The organism is Brevibacterium linens (genome assembly GCF_003999335.1).
GTDB lineage: Bacteria > Actinomycetota > Actinomycetes > Actinomycetales > Brevibacteriaceae > Brevibacterium > Brevibacterium linens.
The window spans coordinates 312,912-336,736 of sequence record NZ_CP026734.1 but is presented as its reverse complement, the minus strand read 5'-3'; the positions used below and the strand labels follow the sequence as shown (position 1 = coordinate 336,736).

General features: G+C 66.1%; 18 protein-coding genes. 11 read left to right on the top strand and 7 right to left on the bottom strand.

The genetic code is table 11. From position 1 onward, the window contains the following. The first annotated feature begins 154 nt into the window (after positions 1-154). The 4 genes from betT (at position 155) to CXR29_RS01445 (ending at position 6,539) form a co-directional block, all read left to right on the top strand. On the top strand, positions 155-2,413 hold the full coding sequence (gene betT / locus CXR29_RS01460; protein ID WP_127363667.1) for a choline BCCT transporter BetT: 2,259 nt from the start codon (positions 155-157) through the stop codon (positions 2,411-2,413). A gap of 201 nt (positions 2,414-2,614) precedes the next feature. Continuing rightward, positions 2,615-3,736, top strand: a complete 1,122-nt coding sequence (locus tag CXR29_RS01455; protein WP_101596121.1) for a hypothetical protein — start codon at positions 2,615-2,617, stop codon at positions 3,734-3,736. Between the two features lie 97 nt (positions 3,737-3,833). Beyond that, positions 3,834-4,949, top strand: a complete 1,116-nt coding sequence (locus CXR29_RS01450; protein WP_127363666.1) for a hypothetical protein — start codon at positions 3,834-3,836, stop codon at positions 4,947-4,949. 3 nt (positions 4,950-4,952) lie between these two features. Then, a complete protein-coding gene (locus tag CXR29_RS01445; RefSeq protein WP_101596124.1) occupies positions 4,953-6,539 on the top strand; it encodes a lipase maturation factor family protein in 1,587 nt (528 codons plus the stop codon). A gap of 29 nt (positions 6,540-6,568) precedes the next feature. On the opposite strand, the gene CXR29_RS01440 is transcribed toward CXR29_RS01445, so the two are convergent. Then, a complete protein-coding gene (locus CXR29_RS01440) occupies positions 6,569-7,855 on the bottom strand; it encodes an Nramp family divalent metal transporter (RefSeq protein ID WP_127363665.1) in 1,287 nt (428 codons plus the stop codon). A gap of 70 nt (positions 7,856-7,925) precedes the next feature. Here CXR29_RS01440 and CXR29_RS01435 point away from each other — a divergent pair, with 70 nt between their 5' ends. The 5 genes from CXR29_RS01435 to CXR29_RS01415 all read left to right on the top strand — a co-directional run bounded on the left by CXR29_RS01435 (position 7,926) and on the right by CXR29_RS01415 (position 11,908). Further along, complete coding sequence (locus CXR29_RS01435) at positions 7,926-8,543, top strand: TetR/AcrR family transcriptional regulator (RefSeq protein WP_101554747.1); 618 nt, start codon at positions 7,926-7,928, stop codon at positions 8,541-8,543. A 10-nt stretch (positions 8,544-8,553) separates the two neighbouring features. Continuing rightward, positions 8,554-8,910, top strand: a complete 357-nt coding sequence (locus CXR29_RS01430) for a DoxX family protein (protein WP_101554746.1) — start codon at positions 8,554-8,556, stop codon at positions 8,908-8,910. A 168-nt stretch (positions 8,911-9,078) separates the two neighbouring features. Then, positions 9,079-9,894 carry a class I SAM-dependent methyltransferase gene (locus tag CXR29_RS01425; protein WP_127363664.1) on the top strand — a complete coding sequence of 272 codons (816 nt, stop codon included), beginning with the start codon at positions 9,079-9,081 and terminating at the stop codon, positions 9,892-9,894. Between the two features lie 88 nt (positions 9,895-9,982). Next, the gene (locus tag CXR29_RS01420; RefSeq protein ID WP_127363663.1) at positions 9,983-10,495 is read left to right on the top strand and encodes a hypothetical protein; all 513 of its coding nucleotides are present in this window, start codon (positions 9,983-9,985) and stop codon (positions 10,493-10,495) included. 180 nt (positions 10,496-10,675) lie between these two features. Beyond that, positions 10,676-11,908 carry a methyltransferase domain-containing protein gene (locus CXR29_RS01415; RefSeq protein WP_127363662.1) on the top strand — a complete coding sequence of 411 codons (1,233 nt, stop codon included), beginning with the start codon at positions 10,676-10,678 and terminating at the stop codon, positions 11,906-11,908. Between the two features lie 123 nt (positions 11,909-12,031). On the opposite strand, the gene CXR29_RS01410 is transcribed toward CXR29_RS01415, so the two are convergent. The 6 genes from CXR29_RS01410 to hutU form a co-directional block, all read right to left on the bottom strand. Further along, entirely contained in the window at positions 12,032-12,838 is an 807-nt protein-coding gene (locus tag CXR29_RS01410) for an IclR family transcriptional regulator (protein ID WP_101554827.1), read from the bottom strand. A gap of 61 nt (positions 12,839-12,899) precedes the next feature. Beyond that, positions 12,900-14,345: an amidohydrolase family protein gene (locus tag CXR29_RS01405; protein ID WP_127363661.1), complete on the bottom strand. Its 1,446-nt coding sequence runs from the start codon at positions 14,343-14,345 to the stop codon at positions 12,900-12,902. Then, positions 14,342-15,610 (bottom strand): allantoate amidohydrolase, encoded by a 1,269-nt coding sequence (locus CXR29_RS01400; protein WP_127363660.1) that lies wholly within the window; start codon positions 15,608-15,610, stop codon positions 14,342-14,344. The genes CXR29_RS01405 and CXR29_RS01400 overlap by 4 nt, the downstream gene beginning before the upstream one ends. Before the next feature lie 120 nt (positions 15,611-15,730). Continuing rightward, entirely contained in the window at positions 15,731-17,407 is a 1,677-nt protein-coding gene (gene hutH, locus CXR29_RS01395) for a histidine ammonia-lyase (RefSeq protein WP_127363659.1), read from the bottom strand. A gap of 35 nt (positions 17,408-17,442) precedes the next feature. Beyond that, entirely contained in the window at positions 17,443-18,714 is a 1,272-nt protein-coding gene (gene hutI / locus CXR29_RS01390) for an imidazolonepropionase (protein WP_206516245.1), read from the bottom strand. 497 nt (positions 18,715-19,211) lie between these two features. Next, complete coding sequence (hutU, locus tag CXR29_RS01385) at positions 19,212-20,933, bottom strand: urocanate hydratase (RefSeq protein ID WP_127363658.1); 1,722 nt, start codon at positions 20,931-20,933, stop codon at positions 19,212-19,214. 301 nt (positions 20,934-21,234) lie between these two features. Between hutU and CXR29_RS01380 the strand changes: the two genes are divergently transcribed. Next, the gene (locus CXR29_RS01380; protein ID WP_127363657.1) at positions 21,235-22,128 is read left to right on the top strand and encodes a LysR family transcriptional regulator; all 894 of its coding nucleotides are present in this window, start codon (positions 21,235-21,237) and stop codon (positions 22,126-22,128) included. Between the two features lie 270 nt (positions 22,129-22,398). Further along, a complete protein-coding gene (locus tag CXR29_RS01375; RefSeq protein WP_241241539.1) occupies positions 22,399-23,622 on the top strand; it encodes an acetyl-CoA C-acetyltransferase in 1,224 nt (407 codons plus the stop codon). Positions 23,623-23,825: the final 203 nt, after the last annotated feature.

The window sequence follows — 23,825 nt, the reverse complement described above, 5'->3', positions numbered from 1 at the left end:
TTCCCCGCCTGATCGGAGGCTTAATTTGGTCGGCCCTGCCCCTTAGTCTGCTACCTCAGAAGAGGGGGTGACGAATTTGTGAGAAACCTCCACTCGTAGAACGGATCGGGCCCATTTCGGGCCCTGTCCCTTTTTGTCTACCGGAGGTCGATGCGTGCAGGATCCGAACGAAGAGAAGTTGAAGCGCCCAGTCGTCGAACGTGAGCGATTCGGCGGCACCGACCGTGCGACGCGAATCAGCAGGGACATCGACCCCGAGAAGCGCGCTCCGATCGACAGCACGGAGATGAGCAAAGGCCCTGAGGAGCTCTCCGACGAACGCGGCTCCCGGGTCAACTGGCGAGTCTTCATCGTCGCCTCTCTCATCATCCTCGCATTCTCCGTGTGGGCGATACTGATGCCCGACTCGGCTCAGTCGACCATGAAGACGGCTGTGGACTGGATCGCAGAGAACCTCGGTTGGTTCTATGTCGTCACCGTCACCGTCGTCATCGGCTTCGTCCTCTGGGTGGCGCTGTCCAAGGAAGGCGGCGTCAGGCTCGGCCCGGACCACTCCCGTCCGCAGTACAACCTCTTCACTTGGGTCGCGATGCTCTTCGCCGCAGGCGTCGGCATCGACATGCTCTTCTACTCGGTGACCGGACCGATCACCCAGTATCTCCACCCGGTCAATGCCTCCCCCGAATCGGCGGCGGCCGCTCAGGACGCCGTCGTGTGGACGATGTTCCACTACGGCATCGCCGGCTGGTCGATGTACTCGCTGCTGGGCATGGCCATGGGCTACTTCGCCTATCGCTGGGGTATGCCCCTGTCGATCCGCGCGGTCCTTTACCCGCTGCTGGGCAAGCGCGTGCGCGGTGCCACCGGTGATGTCATCGACATCTTCGCCCTCGTCGGCACCGTCTTCGGCGTGGCCACCTCGATGGGCATCGGCGTCGTCCTGCTCAACGTCGGGTTCGCCACTCTCTTCGGTCTCGAAACCGGACTGGCTCTGCAGATCGCGCTCGTCATCGTGGCAGTCGTCATGACCGTCGCCGCCTGCACGTCGGGCGTGGACAAGGGCATCCGTCTCGTCTCCGAGCTCAACCTCTGGTCGTGCGCGGCGATGATGCTCTACATCCTCGTCACCGGCAAGACCGCGTTCCTGCTCAACGCCATGGTCGAGAACATCGGCCGCTTCATCTTCACCCTGCCCGAACGCACCCTGCAGACCTTCGCCTATGTCGACGGCGGCTCCGAATGGATGGGCGGCTGGACCCTCTTCTTCTGGGCCTTCTGGCTCGCTTGGGGTCCCTTCGTCGGACTGTTCCTCGCCCGCATCTCCCGCGGCCGCACCCTGCGTGAGTTCGTCATCGCAGCGATCACTGCTCCCGTGCTCTGTGACTTCATCATCGTCACGATCTTCGGCAACTCGGCTCTGTCCGAGGTGTTCAACGGCAACGATGAGTTCGCGAAGACGGCCATCGCCTCTCCGGAACAGGGCTGGTACGACCTGCTCGAGATGTTCCCGGGAGCGACTTTCCTCATCGGCCTGGCCACGCTGTCCGGTCTGCTCTTCTACCTCACGAGCGCGAACTCCGGCGCCATGGTGATGTCGAACTTCTCCTCCTCGATTCCCAATCCGGAAGAGGACGGCAAGAAGTGGCTGCGCATCTTCTGGGCGCTGGTGACCGCAGTGCTCACGATCGCCATGCTCGTCGCCGGCGGTGTGACGACGATGGAGTACGCGACGCTGATCTTCGCTCTGCCGGTGACGATCATCGCCTACCTCGTCATGGCCTCGTTCTCGAAGGTGCTGCGCATGGAGCGCGCCGAGCGTGAGAGACGGATCCGTCGTCGCCGCGCCACTGCCGCTCACGGCGGGCGTGCCCCGGAGAAGACCTGGCGTCAGCGTCTGGCGACTCTGCGGTCCTATCCGACGAAGAAATCCGTCGAACGCTTCGTCGCCGAGGTGGTCGGGCCGTCCCTGGACGCCGTGGCCACGGAGTTCCGCGAACTCGGCTACACCGTCGAGCACCTCCAGACCATGGACGAGGACACCGGCATCACGACGAACACGCTCAATGTCGACATGGGCGAGCAACGCGACTTCCACTACGAGGCCGCGGCCGTCGAAGCGAATGTGCCGTCGTTCGGTGCCCGCAACGCTCCCCGCGGAGACGACAAGTACCTCCGCATCGAGGTCTTCACCCAGACCGGTTCGGAAGGCTACGACCTCATGGGTCTGAGTTCGCAGCAGATCATCGACGACGTGCTCGACCGGTACGAGAACCACCTGTCGTTCCTCGCCTATTCGCACGAGCACTCCTACCAGTCGGTCGTCACCCCTCCCACGCCGCCGACCACGGATTCGATTCCGGCGGTGCCCACAGCTGCCGACGAGGTCGAGGAGCTCGAAGAATCGAAGCACTGAACCATGCCCCGCGCCGAGGCGGCCGTGCCCACCCGTGCACAGCAGCCTCGGTGACGGGGTGGGCGCAGAAGGAGCGGTGACCGATACGGTCACCGCTCCTTCTGTGTCGTGACGGGGAATCTGAGCGGGGACCGCTCGAATGTGTCAGGACCGCTACCAGCACACCATCGGTGCCGACCGCGGTGGTGACACAATCGAATCATGAAGTTCAGGGGCCCGACCATCGGCATGATCGTCCTCTTCGGACTGCTCATCGCCGGAATCTCACTTGCCGCCTTCACCTCGACGAATGCGGGAGTCGCATCGAAGCACAGTCCCGACGAATTCGGCGGCGACCCGTACTTGGCGCCGTCCGTGATCTTCGGAATCCTCCTCGCCGTACATTCTGTCGCAATCGCGGCGATGGCCATCCTCAGCGGGGACGATCATTCCGACAGCGCCGAGGCGAATCCGCACACTCCACGGCAGCCGAAGTCGGTCACCCAGTTCGTCCGTGCTCCGCTGTCGCGGGTTCTCCTCGTCGGACCTATCTGGGCGCTCTGCTCTTTGGTGGCACTGTTCATCGGCCATTCGTATGCCGCGGACCCCGGCTTGTCGGGAACTGTCTGGGGAGACCTCACCGGCAACCCGCTCTCCGCCCTGTCGATCGTGTTCCTCTGCTGGGCGACGGCGAACATGTCCTTCGCCTGGTCCTCTCTGGCCGAAGCGTTCAACCGGGATCGCCGCTCGGCCCCGCTCACGGTTCTCATCTGCGGGCTCGGCCTGGGGTGTCTGACGGCCGGTCTCTTCGGCTACTTCGGACTCGCCACACTTCCGACGATCATTGCGTTTCCGCTGGGTGTGGTCTGTCTGATCGTCTCGACTGCTCTGCTCATCCCGCTCAGATGGTGGGCGATCAGACGAGTCGACCGTTACGACTCCGGCGAACGGCCATCTGCTGGCAGTCGGCGAGGTCCCGGCCGGTCCACCCAACCGCCTGCAGACGCCCTCCAGCCCGGCGAGCGGGTTCTGACCAGCTACCTCGGAAAGGCATTGGACGCCCATTCGAACGGCAACACCACCGACCCGCAGATGCTCGTGTTGACCGACCGGCGGATCTTCCGTGCCTCGATCATTACGCCGGGGCGCACGTTCGTCCTCGAACAGGCCGAGCCCGGCCAACTGAGCGGCGGCTCATCGGAGCTGCACAGCAACCGTGTGATCACTACGGTGCTGTTCAACGACCGGCAGCCGATGAGCGTTCCAGGCGGAACTGCGGAGGCATCCGGTCGCTTCGCCGAGGCGATCACCGTCCTTGCTCGGACGGGTCGTCTTCCCCGCTGACCAGAGGGGCACATTCAGACATAACGCTGACCCCGACGCAACGGATCCGCAACATCGCAGCGCCGCGGACTCGCAGAGTTCCTGCGAGGATGGAGGTATGAATAGGGACAGACGCTCCAGGAGCACGACGCTCGTGTTCGGGATCGGGTTCGCAGTCTTCGCCTCGATTGCCTTCTTCCTCGCCAATGCCGGCATCAACCCGCTCCGCAATCACGTACTCAGAGGCATCAACCCGGACCAGGCGCCGAGCATCGGGATCCTGGTCCTGTTCTTCTTCTCGGCCATCGCCGCCTTCGCCTTCTATGAGGACAAGCCGCCCGCTGGCAGCGATGCCGCCCGTGCGCAGCAGGCCGCGGATCCGCATGGAGTGAAACGCAGACAGCCGCCCACCGCTTTCGTCCGGAATCCATGGCCTCGAGTGTTCGCCGTCGGACCGGTATGGGCCGTCTGCGGAGTCATCGCCGCATTCGTCTGGCACGCCTTCGCTAAGGACTCCGGCATTCCCGGAACCGTCTGGGGCGACCTCACCGCATCGCCTCTGCCGGCCTTCGCCCTGCTCTTCGGACTGTGGGCCACCGTCAATTTCAGCTTCACCCTCGGAGCGATCGCCGACGCCTTCCACCGCACGCTCTGGGCGATCTTCCTCATCGTCTCAATCCTCATCGCGATTCTGGCCATCACCATCGGCGTCGTGGCCTCGAACATTTTCACGATGTCGCCGGTCGCGGCTCTGGCAGTGACCGCCGTCTGCCTCCTCATCACCACGGTCGCCCTGATCCCTGCCCGTCTGTTCGCCGTTGCCCGCGCACGCGTCACCAACCGGATCGATGCCGCCCACGAAACTCGACTGCAGTCGCTGCTGACAGCCCTCGCCCCAGGTGAGGACCTCATGCTCCACTTCGCCGACAGGGAGAACCCTGCCGGACAGATCCTCGCCGCCACGAACCAGCGGCTCCTCCTGGCTGCACCCACCAGCACGGGAACCGGACCGACCCGACCGGGACAGGTCCGCATCCTCGACCAGGCCCATCCAGGACAGCTGCACGGAGCCAGCACCAAGTTCCTCCCAGCCGGGCACACCACCTCGGTGCACTTCCGAGACCGCCCGGACATGGAACTCATCGGAGGGGACCCGAGCGAGGCAGACACGTTCGCCGAGGCACTGACCTCACTGGCCAGGACCGGCCGTCTTCCGCAGGAGGAGGATACTTAAGCCATGGAACTCAGCCAGGTGGTCGCTCTGCTCACCGCTGGCGACTACACGATCTCCCGCGAGATCATCCAACGCGGTATCGCGTTGCTCTTCCTCATCGCCTTCGCTTCCGCGTTCAACCAGTTCCCGGCACTGCTGGGCGAACGGGGACTCACCCCTGCTCCACGATTCATCGCTCTGACCTCGACCCGACAGGCTCCGACGATCTTCCGCTGGAAGCGGTTTGCGTATTCGGACCGGCGACTCCGCCTCGTCTGCGTGGCCGGAATGGTTCTGGCCGCCTCGGCGATCATCGGGCTGCCCCAGGCCGGTCCCGCATGGGTGCCGATCCCGGTGTTCTTAGGCATGTGGGCGCTGTACTTCTCGATCGTGTCGATCGGGCAGCGCTTCTACGGATTCGGTTGGGAATCGCTGCTGCTCGAGGCCGGATTCCTCATCGGCTTCCTCGGCTCCCACGAGGTGGCCCCGACGTGGGCGATGATCCTGCTGCTGCGCTGGTTCGTCATCCGCGTCGAATTCGGAGCCGGAATGATCAAGATGCGCGGGGACTCATCCTGGCGCGACCTCACCGCGATGGACTATCACCATCAGACCCAGCCGATGCCGAACCCTGCCAGCCGACTCGCCCACCTCATGCCCGGCTGGTGGCACAGGAGTGAGACGCTGGGCAGCCATATCGTCCAACTCGCCGCGCCGTGGCTGCTGTTCCTGCCCCAGCCGATCGCCTCGTTCGCGGCTGTCGCCATCATCATCACCCAGCTCGCTCTCGTCATCAGCGGCAACTATGCGTGGCTGAACTGGGCGACGATCCTGCTCGCCTGCTCCGGAATCAGCGATACGTTCTTCCGGTGGATCGTGGGCGGCCCGTTCCCCGGATGGGGGTGGAATTCCGTGGCCGCGATCGTCACCGATCCCACCGTCACCGAGGCGGGAGGTTCGTCCGCGGGTGCCGGTCCCTCTCAGCCGATGCCCGTGTGGTGGCTGATCATCGTCCTCGTATTCGTCGCGTGGCAGGCCTGGCTGAACGTGCCAGCGCTGCGCAACCTCTTCTCTTCTGGTCAGCTGATGAACGCGAGCTTCAATCGGCTCGGGCTCGGCAACGCCTACGGCGCCTTCGGGTCGATGACCGAGACCCGCAACGAGATCATCATCGAAGGGTGGATCGACGACGGAGACGCCCCTGGCACAAGAGCCGACGATCCCGGCCACGATGACGCCGACGCAGGCTGGCGCGAGTATCGGTTCAAGGGCAAACCCGGTGACGTTCTTCGTCGCGGGCCCGTCGTCGCGCCCTATCATCTGCGCCTCGACTGGCTCATGTGGTTCGCCGCGCTCGGCGACTACCGGCAGACGTGGTTCACCGAGCTGCTGCGCGCGATCGGCTCCGGTGATCCGCAGATCCGCCGCCTCATGGGCCCCGACCCCTTCGACGGTGCCGCCCCAGACCTCATCCGCGTCCGCGTCTTCACCTACCGCTATGCCACCCGCGCCGAACGGCAGGCCGCCGTCGCTGCCGGAGAACCGAAGCCGTGGTGGGTGCGCTCGGACCCGCGGATCCTCATCCGTCCGATTGACCTGCGTCAGGGCTGAGCGGCAGTGCACGGCCGCCTCGGCGAGGGTCACTCCACCCCGAGAGCCAACAGAACGATGAGGACGACGTTGAGGACGATGATGAGCGCCGAGGCGGCCGCCGCGATGATCGTGATCCATCGCGCGTTCGCGAATTCGCCCATCACCCGGCGACTGTTCGTGAGCCTGACCAGGGGAATCATCGCGAACGGGATGCCGAGGCTGAGCACGACCTGGCTGAGCACGAGCGCCCAGGTGGGGTCGACTCCGATGGCGAGGACGACGAGTGCCGGGATCATCGTGAACGCGCGCTGCCACACGATCGGAAAGTTCACGCGCAGCAGGCCCTGCATGATCGACGCACCCGCATAGGATCCGACGGCGCTCGAAGCCAGCCCCGAGGCCAGCAGTCCGATGCCGAAGAAGAGGCCGACGACCTCGCCGAGGTTGGCCGTGACGACCGCGTGCGCTCCTTCGATGGTGTCGGTGCCGGTCTGCCCGCGCAGCGCCGCGGCGGCCAACAGCAGCATGGCGATATTCACGGACCCGGCGATGACGAGGGAGAGCACGACGTCCCAGCGGCTGGCGCGCAGCAGCTGCCCGATCGAGGTGGTCGCATTGTCCCGGTGACGGTCGACCGAGAGCGCCGAGTGGAGGTAGATCGCATGGGGCATGACGGTGGCGCCGAGCATGCTCGCGGCCAGGACCACGGAGTTCGTGCCCTCGAGCCGTGGCACGATTCCACCTGCGGCTTGCCCCCAATTCACACCCCCGACGAACAGGCCTGCTAGAAAGCCGATGGCGATGATGACCAGGAAGGCGATGATGACGAACTCGAAGGGACGCTGACCGCGGGTGGATTGGATCGAGAGCAGGAACAGCGACACCACGCCGACGATAACGCCCCCGAGCAGGAGCGGTAAGTCGAAGAGGATCTTCAGGGCGATCGCACCGCCGATGACTTCGGCGAGGTCGGTGGCGATGGCGACGACCTCGGCCTGCCCCCAGTACGCGAGTCGGCTTCTCTTGCGGAGGCGATCACCGAGGAGGCTCGGCAGCGACTGCCCGGAGACGAGTCCGAGCTTCGAGGACAGGTACTGGACGAGAACGGCGATGAGGTTCGCAGCCACGAGCACCCAGACGAGGAGATATCCGTACTCCGCACCCGCGGTGAGATTGGCCGCGACGTTGCCCGGATCGACATACGCGATGGCCGCAACGAAAGCAGGGCCGAGGAGGACTGCAGTGGAGATCTTCTTCCGGCCATGCTTCTTCAGTCCACGCTCGCGGGTGCGCACCGATGCTGAGGGATCGACGTTCATGAAGTTAAGGTACATTAACTTTCCTGCCGAAGACAACACGACACTTGGTCTGGAAAGTGAACACGGAAGGGCTTAGGGTTCGAGCATGGTCAGTGAACACGTTCAATCGAGGTCGGGAAAGCGCCAGAAGACCGAGGATCGGATCATCGGTGCCGCCGCCGAACTGTTCCTCAAGCATGGCTTCAAGGCCACGACCATCCGGGCGATCGCCAGGGCCGCCGAGGTGTCGGTGGGCCGAGTGATGTCGGTCGGTGACAAGGACGTCATCCTCGTCCGATGCTTCGATCGGTGGATCGGGCAGCTGCAGAACGGGACGTACACGGCATCGCCTCGGCGAGGCAGTCTCTCGCAGCGCGGGAGCTCGTCGGTGCAGCGTCATCTGCTCGAACTCTTCCTGCCGTTCCTCGAGTTCTTCGCCGAACACGAGGATCTGTCCCGCGACTATGCGGCGGCGATGATGCGGGTCAGGGGCGAGCCGGAGGTATTCAACACCCTCGCCGTGGACCTGCAGAGCCGCCTGAGCGAGTCACTGGTCTCGATCGGGATCAATGAGGGCCACGCACGCGCGAGCGCCGCAGCTCTCTACGACTCGTACCTGGGCATCCTCTTCCGGTGGGCGGCGACGACGATGAGTCTCGACGACGCCGTCGAGGCGATGCTGGCCAGCATCGTCTTCCATACGAGAGTCAGGGGTTCGCTGTGAAGGGTTCACCGTGATCCTGCTGCCCGATCCGGTCAGGCCGGTCGTCGTCCTCGCGGTCATCGTCTTCGGCGACGCCCTGCTCACCTTCCGTCCCCCGCGGGCGATCGCCGCCTGCCTCGACGGGGTCGGCTTCCCGCGGGAGTGGTGGTGGGTACTCGCCGTCGTGAAGTTCCTCGCCGCGGCCGGACTGGTGACGGGGATCTGGATTCCCGGGCTCGGCGCAGCAGCCGCGGCGGGCCTCGTCGTCTACTTCCTCTGCGCCGCTGCCGCTCACCTGCGAGCGAGGTATGTCGGTCGGGATTTCTGGCTCAATTGCCTGGGAATGCTCGTCGTCTGCATCGCGGTGCTCGTGTTCTGCTTCCTCTGAATAGCCCATGCCTCAGTCCGGAGAATTCTTCGCCATATCCCGCTCCTCGATCCTGTTTTGGCCTAGAGTCGAAGTACGGCACCCGCGCCCCTGCGGCGCCCAGCCGTCCGGCAGAGTTGCAGAACTGCTCGGTGATGGTGCCGAGCCACCCGGCAGAGGAGTGTGGACATGCCCGAATATGCCGACAGCAGTCGCACGCGCGACGAGACTCCCCACGAACGCCACGAGCGATGGGCCTGGATCCATGAGACGGCGGCGATGACCGGGTGGGATTTCTCCCCACTGGCCGGCCGCCTCGTCGCCGATGATCCGCCGTGGGACTTCGATCAGATCTGCCTCGATGCGATGGCCGAGTCGAGCAGATGCCTCGACATGGGCACGGGAGGCGGCGAGCGCCTCGCCGAACTCATCGATCGCCTCGAGGATGCCCGACCTCCCGGCGAACCCTCGCCGACGATCTCCGCGACCGAGGGGTGGGAACCCAACGTGCCCCTGGCCGCCTCGATGCTGGAGGACTACGGCGTCGAGGTCACCCGGTACGACAGCGATCACCACCCGGAGATGCCCTGGGATGACGACGAGTTCGACCTTGTGATGAACCGCCACGAAAGCTATGACCTCGCCGAGGTGGCCCGCGTGCTCTCCCCGGGCGGACTGTTCCTCACACAACAGGTCGACGGCACAGAGGCGCAGGAGTTCCGTGACCTCTTCGGGGGCGGGGTGGGCGATCTGCGCCAGCAGCTCGAGCCATGCATCAGCGACGTCGAGAGTCAGGGACTGGCAATCGAGGCGGCCCGCAAGTGGCAGGGAACGATGCGCTTCACCGACGTCGAGGCGGTCATCGAATACCTCGCCTATATTCCGTGGGATGTCCCCGGGTTCTCCGTCAGGTCCAACCTCGATGTCCTCAGACGCTTGGCCGAGTCGAGTGAGCCGATCGCGGTCACGCAGAAGAGGTTCCTCATCGTCGCCCGCAAGCCCTGACTCGCGCTGCCTGCAGGGTGGTTTTCCCGACCCCACTCTTGGGATAGCAGGGTGGGGCGCCGCCTTTCTGCGACGATAGCGTCGAAGCATGACTTCGACGGACTTCTCGTACCCCCAGCCCACCGACGATGAGCTCGCGGCACAGCAGCCCCGAGTCCCCGCCCCTCCCGTCCATCCCGTCTATGCCTCGCCGCGGCCCGACGATCTGGCTGATGCGCACAACGGCGTCAACACTCGAATGGATGGCGCCGCCTCGGTGAAGTCGCCGGCGCTGGGCAAGGTGGCCGTGGCGCTCTCGATCGTCGCCATGGCCCTGAGCCTGGCCGCCTCGGTGATCTTGGGCGTGACCGTCGGGCCGTCCGAGGCGGCGTCCGGCTACTACTTCACGGACACACCGGATTGGTATCAGACCTTGGCGACCATGCTCGTCGGAGTCCAGGGCCTGTGCACCTGCTTGGGTCTCACGGGAATCCTCCTCGGCATCACGGCCGCGGTCACCGGGCGGGGCCGTACGCCCGGCATCATCGCCATCGCCGTCGCTGCGATCGCCCCGTTCGTTTCATTCGGCACCTTCGTCGCCCTCGCCTTCATCGCCGCCTGATTTCCTGGCGCGCGCCTCTCCCGACTTCGCCGAAAAACGGGCTGAGCGCCGAAGAACGCGTGTGCGCATGCGTTTCTCGACACTCACCCCGTTTTTCGACGAACTGTCCGAAATTATCTACGGCTGCCGGACGGTCCGGGTCAACGATTCCGGGGGCCGATCACCGACTAGAATTGCGGGATGACGACCTTGCCGCTCTCCCTCGCCTCGGCGGATCATGGGCGCCTGCATTGCGGGTATTTCGAGCGCGGGAAATGCCGTTCCTGCGCCCTCATCGAAACGCCCTACGAGCAGCAGATCACGGACAAGGAATCGTGGTGTCGGGAGACCCTCGCCGAGGCGGCTCCACGTGAATGGCTGCCAACCTTCGCCGGCGGGGTGCGGGACTTCAGGAACCGGGCGAAGCTCGCCGTCGGAGGGTCAGCCGGGCACGCCACCTTGGGCATCCTCGATCAGGAGTTCCACGGTGTCGATCTGCGTGACTGCGGGATTCAGGCCCCCGCGATCCGTGCAGTGATTCCGGTACTCGCGGAATTCCTCGATGGCACGGGACTCGAGCCCTATGATGTCGTAGCGCGCCGCGGGGAATTGAAGTTCGTCCATGTCACGGCGGCCCCGTCGGGGGACCTGATGATCAGGTTCGTCGTGCGCACCCAGCACGGACTCGATGTGCTGCGTTCGCGGCGGACCGCGCTGTTCGAGGCAGTGCCTGAGGCGACCGTGGTATCGGTGAATCAGCTGCCCGAGCACAAGGCCGTGCTCGAGGGCGATCGCGAGGAAATGCTGCAGGGTCGGTCCCTGCGGATGAACCTCGACCGGGTGAATCTGCATCTGCGGCCGCAGAGTTTCTTTCAGACGAACACCGCCGTGGCCATCGGACTGTACAACCAGGTCGCCGAATGGGTGGACTCAGTGGAGGCCAAGAACCTGTGGGATCTCTACTGCGGCGTCGGCGGATTCGCGCTCTACTGTGCAGACAGCTCCCGCCACGTCACCGGTGTCGAGATCAGCGAGCAGGCGATCGAATCCGCGAAGATCAGTGCCAGCGAGCTCGGCATCGACGCACGATTCCTCGCCGGCGATGCCACAGAGTTCGCCGAGGAGCACCTGGGTGGTGCTGGTTCCTCGCCCCTGGTCGACGTTCCCGCCTCGTGCGCTGAGGAACACCTAGCCACGGATGAACGGCCGGACTGCGTGGTCGTCAACCCCCCTCGGCGCGGGATCGGGGCCAAGCTGTCGTCTGTGCTCGAGGATTCGGGTGTCGAGCACATCGTGTATTCGAGCTGCAATCCCGTCTCCCTGGCCAAGGACATCGCCCGGATGCCGAGCTATACCGTCGAGCGGGCGCGGATCTTCGACATGTTTCCGCACACGAAGCACCTCGAGGTCGCGGCCCTGCTGCGCCGGCAGTGAGAACGGAGGACTCACAGCGTTGGAAACTCACACCGTGTAATCCATACCCTCGGCCATGCGCACCTCGGCAAGCGTCGCCTCGGATGGCATTGGCCCGCTCGTTGCCGGCGGACAGGATGCGCCTCACCGCAGCTTCGCGGTCACCTCGGCGGCCGTGGCGATGACCTTCTCGGCCAGCGACGCCAATGGATCGGAGTCCACCCCAGACCCCTGATCCAGGTCCTTCCCCGCGCCCTTATCCGCCCCCGTTCCAGCGGCCTTCACGCTGTCGGACACTGACAGTCCGACGGCGGCGATCGGGCGTCCCAGCACATCGAACACCGGTGCCGCGATCGTCGAGATGCCCGGCGTCACCTCTCCGTGTTCGATCGCCCAGCCGACTCGCCTCTCCTGGGCGAGCACGGCGTTGAGGGCCTTGACCGAGGTCGGGCCCTTACCGGTGCGGGTGACGAATCCGGTCTCGGACTGCAACATCGCGAGCACCTCGGACTTCGGCAGCTGCGCGAGGATCGCCCGCCCCGTCGCGGTGAGGTAGCTGGGCATGCGCACCCCGGTGGCGGTGATGACGGCAACCGACTTCAGCGACTGCTCCTTGAGCACATACTCGGTCTCCCAACCGCGGATGATCGCGAGCTGTGCCGTGGCGGCTGTGTCTTCGGCCAGCTGTCGCACGATCGGCTGCGCCAACCGCTGCAGCGGGTTCGTCCGCAGGTAGGACGCCCCGAGCTCGTGCACGCCGGCCCCGAGCACGTACCCGGAATCAGTGCGCGCCACGAGCCCGAGCTCCTCGAGGACGTTGAGGATGTCGTAGGCGCTCGATCGCGGAATGTCGAGGGACCGGACCAGCGCGCCGGCCGTGATCGCCCGGTTCGACACCGCCATGTGCCGCAGGATCGCGATCGCCCTGCGCAGCGCGGGAACCTCAGCCACGGCGACCACTTCCGATCCCGGCAACCCCGGCGTGCCTGCCCGCAACGACCTCAGCCACGATTCAGCCTTCCATCTCCAGCGCCGCGAACGCCTGCGCGTAGAGCTCGGAGATGTCCCCGAGTTCGGCGTGCACGCCGTCGCGCACGCGCACTCGACCGCCGCTGACGGTCAAGGACACGTCCGCCGAGGTGGCCGTGAGGATGATCTGTTCGTCCAGTGATCCCATGGTGCGCATGCTGTCGGTGCGCAGGGTGACGAAATCGCACGCCTTCCCGACCTCGAGCGCGCCGACGGGCAGGTCGAGGCTGCGTGCCCCTCCTTCGGTGAGTGCCGTGATGAGTTCGGTCGGTGAGAATCGGCCGCGCTGACCGGAGCGCAGGCGTTCGCCGGCTTCGAGCCCTTGGGTCTCGCGCAGGGCGTCGAGGACGACGTGCTGGTCGGAGCCGAGCGAGATCACAGCTCCGGCGTCGGCGAGTTCCCGGGCCGGTCCGATGCCGTCAGCGAGGTCCGCCTCGGTGCACGGGCACATGACGATCGTCGACCGGGAGCCGCCGAGGATCGCGATGTCCTCCTCGCTCAGGTGGGTAGCGTGGACGGCCGAGAGCCGGTCGGTGACGACTCCGGAACGTCCGAGCACCTCGGTGGGACTGGCTCCGTACGCACTCTGGCAGGCCTCGTTCTCCGCGGGCTGTTCGGACAGGTGCACGTGCACGGGCCCGGTGAGTTCGGCGAACCTCGGCAGGTTCGCGGCCGGGACTGCGCGGATCGAGTGGATGGCCGCGCCGACGTGGACGAAGCTCTCACCTGGAGCGTTGACAGGGAACTCCTCGGCGAAAGCTTCGGTGAGTCCGGCATGACGGTCCATGTATCCGTCGATCGTGCCGTCGCCGAATCGGGACTGTTCGGCCGAGAGTTCGGCGTCGATGCCCCCGGTGAGATAGCAGGTGTCGAGCAGTCGGATGCGGATCCCCGCCGAGGCGGCCGCCCGTGCCAGCGCTCGTTCCATCGCGTGGGCGCGCAGTTCGTCATCGTTCGCGTCCCCGCGGGGACGTGCGGTGTGGTCGTCCGCCTCGGCGACCGGATCCGCCGCGTCCCCGCGGGGACGTTCCGTGCCGTAAGGGGTTCCGTCCTGTGCATGGTGGACGTAGTGGAACTCCCCCACCGAGGTGTAGCCGCCGGCGAGCATCTCGGCGAACACGGCGCGGGCCACGGTCTCGTAGGACTGGGGGTCGAGTTTCGCGGCGACGGAGTACATGACTTCGCGCCAGGTCCAGAAAGTGCCGCCGTCGCCGTGGGTGCGGCCGCGCAGCATCCGGTGGAAGGCATGGGAGTGTGCGTTGACTCCGCCGGGCAGGATGAACCCGTGCACCGCCTCGGCGTCGGACGGGGCGGTGTCGATCCCGGTTTCGACGGCGGTGAGCGTTCCGGTGTCGTCGGCGCTCAGTAGGACTCCGCGGGCGACGGCTCCGTCGACCCAGGCGGATTCGCACCAGTAACGGGTGCTCATCGTGCACCTCCGTTCGTCGGGCCTCCGACACTGCCGTCGACAACGGCGTGTTCGATGCCGAGTTCGCGGGCGAGCACGTTGACGAGCGCGTCGACCCCGGCCCTCTGGTCGTCGACCTCGCAGGCCTCTTCGGGAGCGTGAGAGACGCCGGTCGGGTTGCGGACGTAGAGCATCGCCGACGGCACGTGAGGTGCGAGGATTCCGGCATCGTGTCCGGCTCCCGAAGGCAGGAGCGGAGCGTCCGGCAGCACCGAAGTCAGGCGCGAGTTGAGGCCGGCGGTGAAGTGAGTCGTCGGAGAGTAGGACTCCTGCGAGATGGTCACCTCGACACCGGAATCAGCGCCATGGTCCTGGGCACGACGGCTGATCGCCTCGAGCACCTGCTTGACGACGGCATCGTCAGGGTGGCGGATGTCGAGCCAGAAGCTCATGGTCGAAGCGATGACGTTCGTCCCGCCGGGGTGGATGAGGGTGCGGCCCACGGTCGCCACGGCGCTCGCGTCAGTGGCGGCCGCTAGGGTCGGGATGTCCCCGATCACGCGGGAGGCCGCGACCACAGGGTCGGCGCGATGGCTCATCGGAGTCGTGCCGGCGTGGTTGCCCTGACCGGAGAAGGCGAAGTGCCAGCGCCCGTGGCCGATGATCGAGGAGCCGATGGCGACGGCCTGATCGGTGTTGATCAGACCGACGCCCTGTTCGACATGGAGTTCGATGAAGGAACCGATTCCGGCCAGCCGAGACTGGTCACGCCCGATCCGATCCGGGTCGAGGCCATAGCCACGGGCGACGTCGGCGAAGGTGTCACCGGCGGCGTCCTTGAGGCCGAGCGCGCGGTCAGCGTCGATGGCGCCGGTGAGCAGCCGCGAGCCGAGACAGGCGACGCCGAAGCGTGAGCCTTCTTCTTCGGGGAACACTGCCAGAGCGAAGGGCCGGGTGGCCTGGTCGAGCGCGCCGGAGGCCTTGAGCACATCGAAGGCCGCCAGCGCCGAGGCGACACCGAGAGGACCGTCGAACTCGCCGCCGCCGGGCACCGAGTCAAGGTGGGAACCGGTGACCACGGCATTGTCACCAGGCGGGGTGGCCCAGGCCCACGTGATTCCGTTGGCGTCGATCTCCGTGTCGAGGCCACGGCGGTCCGCCTCGGCTAGGAACCACTCACGCAGCTTCCGTTCGGTGGCCGAGAATCCGGGCCGCTGGTAGCCCGGCCCGCGGGTGCCGCGGCCGGTGTCCTCGATCTGGCTCAGCAGCGAGACGACATCGCTCATTAACAGTTCACTCCGTTCGAAATCGGTCGGGCCCGGTGATGTGTCGGTCCTGCAGTCGGCCGGCCCTGGCGTAATACGCCCGACGGTCAGGTCCGGTCGGCGACAAGCCCCTGCCCCGTGTCAGTCCTGGTGGGTGGTGGCTGCAGAGGTGCCCGAAGCTTCGGCGGCGGCTTCGAGGTTACCCAGCGCAGTGAACTCTGGATCGTTGACGGCCGGTCCGCCGTCTTCCGGCTGCCAGGTTCCGGCAGCAGCGGTGACGGTGTGGGTCAGCGGTGCAACCGCCTCGGCGGCGGCGATAAGCGAACCGTCCTTGACCTTCGCAATGGTCTCGGCGAGTTCGGGCGAGAGGAACCGGTCGGGTCCGGGTCCGGGCACGGTCTCACGGATCGCCGCGATCACGGCTCCGGTCACCGGTGCCGGTGCGGCGTCGCGCATATCGCAGGCACGGGAGGCGGCATAGAGTTCGATGCCGACGACGGAGGCGAGGTTGTCGATGACCTTGCGCAGCTTGCGTGCGGCCGACCACCCCATGGACACGTGGTCTTCCTGCATGGCCGAGGACGGGATCGAGTCGACCGAGGCCGGGGTAGCGCCGCGTTTGGCCTCGGAGACCATGGCCGCCTGCGTGTAGTGGGCGATCATGAGCCCTGAGTCGACGCCGGCGTCATCGGCGAGGAACGGGGTGAGGTCCTGGTTGCGGGCCACATCCATCATCCGGTCGGTGCGTCGTTCCGACATCGAGGCGACGTCGGCGGCGACGATCGCGAGGAAGTCGAGGGCGTGGGCCAGGGGCGCACCGTGGAAGTTGCCGTTCGAGGACACCATTCCGTTGGTGAGTACGACCGGGTTGTCGATCGCCGAGCGCAGTTCGCGTTCGGCGACTCCGACGGCGAAGCCCACGGCATCGCGGGCGGCACCGTTGACCTGCGGGGCGCAGCGCATCGAGTAGGCGTCCTGGACGAGGTGGGTGGAGTCGCGGTGGCTGGCGGTGATGCCCGAGTCCTTGAGCGAGGCGAGCATGTTCGCGGCCGAGGCGGCCTGACCGTCGTGCGGGCGCAGGGCGTAGTGGAGTTCGGGAGCGAAGACGGCGTCGGTGCCGAATAGACCCTCGATGCTCATGGCTGCGGACACGTCGACGGCGGTGAGCAGGTTCTCGAGGTCGGTGAGCGCCATGATGAGCATGCCGAGCATGCCGTCGGTGCCGTTGACCAGCGCCAGGCCCTCCTTCTCAGCCAAGGTGACCGGGGTGATTCCGGCCTTTGCGAGGATCTCGTCGGCCGGTCCCGCCACTCCGTCGGGCCCTTCGGCCACGCCTTCGCCCATGACGACGAGGGCACACGCCGACAGGGGCGCGAGGTCGCCGGAGCAGCCGAGTGATCCGTATTCGTGGACGACCGGGGTGATTCCGGCGTTGAGCAGGTCGACGTAGGTCTGGAGGACTTCGGCGCGGACGCCGGCCCGACCGGTGGCGAGTGTCCGGGCGCGCAGCAGCATGAGGGCGCGCACGACTTCGCGTTCAACGGGCTCGCCGACGCCGGCGGCGTGGGAACGGATGAGGGATTTCTGCAGCTGGGTGCGCAGTTCGGCGGGGATGTGGCGCTGCGCGAGCGCGCCGAATCCGGTGGAGACCCCATAGACGGGCTTCTCGGCCTGGGCGAGGGCGTCGATGGCCTCGCGGTACTTGTTCACCCGGGCCAGGGTGGCTTCGGACAGGGAGACTTTTGCGTCGCGGCGGGCGACGTCGACCACCTCGGCGAAGGTCAGTGTGTCGGGGTCGAGATCGATGAATGTGGTCATGAAGAGCCTTTCCTTGTGTTCGTCGTGGATGAAGTTCAGTCGCGGGATCGGTTGTCGACGATGAGCTCACCGCCGGAGTAGACCCTCTCGACCAGCTGGACACCCGGCCGGTAGGCCAGGTGGCGGTAGCTGGGTGCGTCGAGGATGGCCAGGTCGGCGCGGGCTCCCGCTCCGAGGTGGCCGACATCGGTGCGCTGCAGGGCGTTGGCTCCGCCGGCTGTCGCCGCCCACACTGCCTGTTCGACGGTGAAGTGCATGTCGCGAACGCCGATGGCGATGACGAAGGGCATGCTGTTGGAGAACCCGGAGCCGGGATTGCAGTCGCTGGCGATCGCCAACGAGACTCCCGCGTCGACGTAGCGGCGCGCGTCCGGGTAGGGCTGTCGGGTGGAGAATTCGATGCTCGGCAGCAGGGTGACGACGGTGCCCGCCTCGGCGAGGACGGCAAGGTCCTCGTCGGAGGCGAAGGTAGCGTGGTCGACGGACACGCAGCCGAGTTCGGCGCCGAGCTTGAGCGCCCCTCCCTCGGTGAGCTGGTTGGCGTGCAGCCGCGGTTTCATTCCGACGGCCTTGCCGGCTTCGATGATCCGCCGGGTCTGATCCTCGGTGAAGGCACCGGTTTCGCAGAACACATCGATCCACTTCGCCTTGCCCCCGGCCGCAGGGATGATCTCGTCGATGACGAGGTCGACGTAGCCTTCCGGATTCTCTTTGAATTCAGGCGGGACGACGTGCGCGGCGATGAGGGTCGATTCCTCGGTGTGCCGGTTGATGATGTCGAGGGCCTGGATCTCGTCGGGCACGGTCAGCCCGTAGCCGGACTTGATCTCGAACGTCGTCGTTCCCTGCCGCCTGGCCTGATCGAGCAGGTGGACGAGGTTCGCCTCGAGTTCGGATTCCGTCGCTGCGCGGGTGGCGGCCACGGTGGTGGCGATGCCCCCGGCCGAGTACTTCTGCCCGGCCATCCGCGCCGCGAATTCCTCGGACCGATCACCGGCGAAGATGAGGTGATTGTGGCTGTCGACGAAGCCCGGGATGACGGCGTTCCCATCGAGGTCGATCGTCTCGAGTCCGCCCAATTCATTCGCCGAGGTGACTTCCCCATTGACGATGTCATCGTCGTTGACGTCGTGTGCGATCGCCTCGCCGAGGTAGTTCTGCACCGCCGTGTCCGCCTGTGCGGACGACCCCGACCAGATGATCCGACCGTCTTCGACGAGCAGAGCGGCATCTGTGACGACATCGAGTTCGCCGAGGCTGTCGAGGTCGTTGACGACCAATTCGCTGATCCCGGTGAATAGCTGCATGACGGTCGGCCCTTTCCGATCGAGTGTGGTCCACAACCAGTATGGACCGCGCGGAGACAACAGAGAACGACCCGAAACGAGATTCGTCCGACATTTCGGACAGTGGGCGAGGGCAGCTGCCTGGCACGAAGAGGTTCAACGCCACCGCACGCGACCTGCCGTCCGGCGCAACAGACCAGCGGTGCACGCGATCTGCCGACAAGCAGAGCGGCGGCGCACCTCGCGACTCGCCGTCGGCAACCGCCCGCGGCACACAAAAAGTCGAGCAGCACTGTTTCAAATCAGTGCTGCTCGACTTTTCTCGAGCTGTTCGGCGCCCTTACTGCAGGGCGGAATCCACGTTTGGTACACCCTATTCTGAAATGCCCACCGAGTGTTGCTACCACCGATAGATTCCGCCGTGAGCAATTCAGAACAGCCTGTACCAAAGTGCCCGCTTGAGCCGCGACCGCGCCCGTCGACGCAGCGCACGTGTACGCACCTGCGCCGCAGACTGCTTACTGTGCGGCGGAATCCTCGTCGCGCTTGTCGAGCTCGGGGATCATCGGCACGCGCTGACCGCGCTCCTCGGCCACCTCGGAGGCGCGGTCGTAGCCGGCGTCGACGTGGCGGATGACGCCCATGCCCGGGTCGTTCGTGAGCAGGCGGGCGAGCTTCTTCGCGGCCAGTTCGGTGCCGTCGGCCACGGAGACCTGTCCGGCGTGGATGGAGCGGCCGATGCCGACGCCGCCGCCGTGGTGGATCGACACCCAGGTCGCACCCGAGGAGGTGTTGACCAGGGCGTTGAGCAGCGGCCAGTCGGCCACGGCGTCCGTGCCGTCGAGCATGGATTCGGTTTCGCGGTAGGGGCTGGCGACGGAACCGGAGTCGAGGTGGTCACGGCCGATGACGATCGGGGCCGAGATCTTGCCTTCCGCGACGAGCTGGTTGAACAGCAGACCGGCCTGGTGGCGTTCCTTGTATCCGAGCCAGCAGATGCGTGCCGGCAGGCCTTCGAACTCGACGTATTCGTTGGCGGCGTCGAGCCAGGTGTGGAGGTGTTCGTCGTCGGGGAAGAGTTCCTTGAGAGCCTGGTCGGTGACCTCGATGTCCTTCGGGTCGCCGGACAGCGCCACCCAGCGGAAGGGTCCGAGGCCTTCGCAGAAGAGGGGGCGGATATAGGCGGGGACGAAGCCCGGGAACTCGAAGGCGCGGTCATAGCCGGCCTTGCGGGCTTCGTCGCGGATCGAGTTGCCGTAGTCGAAGACCTCGGCGCCGCGGTCCTGGAATTCGACCATGGCCTTCACGTGCTTGGCCATGGATTCTTCGGCGCGGATGGTGAACTTCTCGGCATCCTGCTCGGCCTCATCACTCCAGTCGTCGACGCTCACGCCCACCGGCAGGTAGGACAGCGGGTCGTGGGCCGAGGTCTGGTCGGTGACGATGTCGACTTCAGCAGCCTCGGGGCGATCGAGGATGAGCGGGAGGATCTCGGCGGCGTTGCCGACGAGTCCGACGGACAGGGCCTGCTTGTTCTTCTTCGCTTCGATGACCTTGGCCAGTGCGGTGTCGAGGTCGGTTTCGACTTCGTCGAGGTAGCGCTTGCCCTTGCGGCGATCGAGGCGGGTCTTGTCGACGTCGATGATGAGGCAGGCGCCGCCGTTGAGGGTCACGGACAGCGGCTGGGCTCCGCCCATTCCGCCGCAGCCGGCGGTGATGGTCAGGGTGCCGGCCAGGGTGCCGTCGAAGCGCTTGCGGGCGATGGCGCCGAAGGTCTCGTAGGTGCCCTGGAGGATGCCCTGTGTGGCGATGTAGATCCAGGAACCGGCGGTCATCTGGCCGTACATCATGAGGCCTTCGGCCTCGAGCTCGCGGAAGTGCTCCCAGTTGGCCCAGTCGCCGACGAGGTTGGAGTTCGCGATGAGCACGCGTGGGGCCCATTCGTGGGTGCGCATGACGCCGACCGGCTTGCCGGACTGGATGAGCAGGGTCTCGTCGTCCTCGAGGTCGTCGAGGGTGCGCACGATTGCGTCATATGCTTCCCAGGAGCGGGCGGCGCGGCCGGTGCCGCCGTAGACGACGAGGTCTTCGGGACGCTCGGCGACCTCGGGGTCGAGGTTGTTCATGAGCATGCGCTTGGGGGCTTCGGTCTGCCACGACTTCGCGGTGATCTCGGTTCCGCGGTCGGCGCGGATGACCCGGGAAGGGTCGTGCTGGGTGAACGACGGCTTGGTGGTCATGGGTTCTCCTTGTCGCTGTGTCCGACAACGCGGATACTGGTCTGCGGGTTCGGCAGGAAACCGACTATCGGCCCGTCCTGCGCTGTCTGCTCTGACTACACATCCCATTCTGGCGGCTGGAGAGGATCGTGGAAGTAGTCCGGATCAGGTTCTGTCCGATATTTCGGACGTGCTCGAGATATGCGCCGCACACCCAATTGCCGACCGCTATAAAACAGCTCAGGCATTGATTACCCAGCGTGCAATAATGATGGCCACCCGCATGTCCGACCGCCTGAACGCCTGACGAGGGAGAACGTCCATGGAGCTGCAGCAGATCCGCGCCTTCGTCGCCGTCGCCGAAGAACTCCACTTCGGCCGCGCCGCCGAACGCCTCGGCATGGCCCAACCCCCGCTGAGCCGCACCATCCGCTCCCTGGAGACCGACCTCGGCGCTTCTCTGTTCCAACGCACGACCCGCTCAGTCAGCCTCTCCCCCGCCGGCGAAGCCCTGCTCGAGCCGGCCAAGCACATGCTCGCCACCCAGCAGGCCGCCGTCGAATCCGTCCACCGCTCCTCCAGCGGTGAGGTCGGCCGCGTCCGCTTCGGCTACTCACACCCGTCTTCCCGCGACCTCGCCGCCACCCTCGTGGCGGCCTCACACGAACGCAATCCGGGCATCACCTTCCACCTCGAGTCGACGGTCTATGCCGACGAAGGCCTCGAGAGGATCATGGACGGCACTCTCGACCTCGCCCTGGTTCGCTGGCAACGGAGGCCCCCGCTCATCGCCGGCCGCCCCGTGGCCATCGAGCGCCCATGCGTCGCCATGCCGAGTTCGCACCGACTGGCGAAACGAAAGAAGATCGGCGTCGCCGAGCTCGCCGATGAGCCCTTCGTCCTCCTGCCCGCGCGGCCGAATTCGAACCTGCGCGAGACCGCCATGCGACTGTGCCTCGATGCCGGGTTCAGCCCGCGCACGGTCCAGGAGGCCCCCGACTCGCAGTCGATCTCCGCGCTCGTGGCCGCCGGGATGGGCGTGACGATTACGTTCGATTCCGTCGCCGCCGGCTATGACTCGCGGATCGCCGCGGTTCCGCTCGATCTCCCGAACGAAGCCACCCAGCTCCACCTCGCCTACCGACTCGATCAGCAGGACGCAGCCCTGAACACGGTGCTCGATGTCGCCGAGGCGGTCCTGCCGACAGTCCGCTGAGCGGCCTGGCCGCCGCAAGCCGGCCAGGCTGGCGAATCTTGCGAATCGAATCCAGCGACCCCGCATACCGTCACCGAGGCGACCCACCCACCAGTGCCGCGCCGTCACGATGAGGCCCATTCAATGAGACGCACCCTTGTCAGGCGCAATCCATTCGGATATGTTCATAAATGGGAAAGTATTAATACCAAATTCGGCAGTGATGCCGATCGTGTCGACGTTCCGGCCCCACAAGCAGGACGGCTCGATCACAACCCAAAGGGAGACCCTGTGTCCGAAGACATCGTCATCTGTGAACCTCTCCGCTCCCCCGTGGGCGGATTCGGCGGACAGTTCAAGGACGTTCCGCACGAGGAGCTCGGCCGTCAGGTCCTGAAAGCTCTGCTGGAGAAGACCAACCTGCCGGGTGAAGCCATTGAGGATGTCGTCCTCGGCAACTGCTATCCGCACATGGAGACCCCGGCGATCGGCCGCGTCGTCGCCCTCAACGCGGGACTGCCGATCACCGTTCCGGGCCGTCAGGTCGACCGCCGCTGCGGCTCCGGCCTGCAGGCGATCGCTGACGCCCACGCGATGATCTCGGCCGGTTATGCGGACCTCGTCGTCGCCGGCGGCGTCGAGTCGATGAGCCGCGCACCGTTCTTCAATGAGGAGATCCGCTGGGGCATCAGGGGCGGCAACGTCGAGCTCAAAGACGGCCTCGTCCGCGGCCGCCTCACCGCCGGCGGCAATGACTACCGGGTGCCGGGCGGAATGATCGAAACCGCGGAGAACCTGCGCCGTGAGTACAAGATCTCGCGGGAGGACCAGGACGCCTACGCCGTGGAATCGCACCGTCGTGCCGCCTCGGCGACTGAGGAAGGGAAGTTCGCCGACGAGATCGTGCCGATCACGCTGCCAGCCACCCGGAAGACCCCCGAACAGGTCATCACGACCGATGAGCACATCCGTCCCGGGTCGACGGTCGAGAAGCTCGCGAAGCTCAAGCCGATGCTCGGGAAGTCCGACGATGAGGCCACGGTGACTGCCGGCAATGCCTCAGGCCAGAACGACGGCGCTGCTCTGTGCATCGTCACCACCGCGGCCAAGGCCGCCGAGCTGGGTCTGCGGGTCTTCGCCCGCATGCGCAGCTGGGCCGTGGCCGGTGTGCCGCCGAAAACCATGGGCATCGGCCCGGTCCCGGCGACCGCGACGGCACTGCAGCGCGCGGGTCTCGAACTCGGCGATATCGACCTCATCGAACTCAACGAGGCATTCGCGGCGCAGGTGCTCGCCTGCACGACCGAATGGAAACTGTCCGAATCCGACTTCGCCGAGCGTCTCAACGTCAACGGCTCGGGCATCTCACTGGGCCACCCGGTCGGCGCGACCGGTGGGCGCATCCTCGCCACCTTGCTGCGGGAGATGGATCGCCGCGGTTCCCGCTACGGAGTCGAGACCATGTGCATCGGCGGCGGCCAGGGCATGGCTGCGGTCTTCGAACGCGTAGCCTGAGGCCCGCTCGTCTCACGACGAGAAGAACTCAGTGCACTGCCCTGGCCGGAAGCTCTTCCGGCCAGGGCAACGTGCATTGAGTGCCGGAACTCCGCCCCGGGGGCAGACGGCCCGTCGGAGCTTCGGGACGTCCGACACCTCCGTCCGACACTTCGGACGAAATCCCGTCACACCCCGTTGTCCTCGCCCAGGTCAACGCCGAG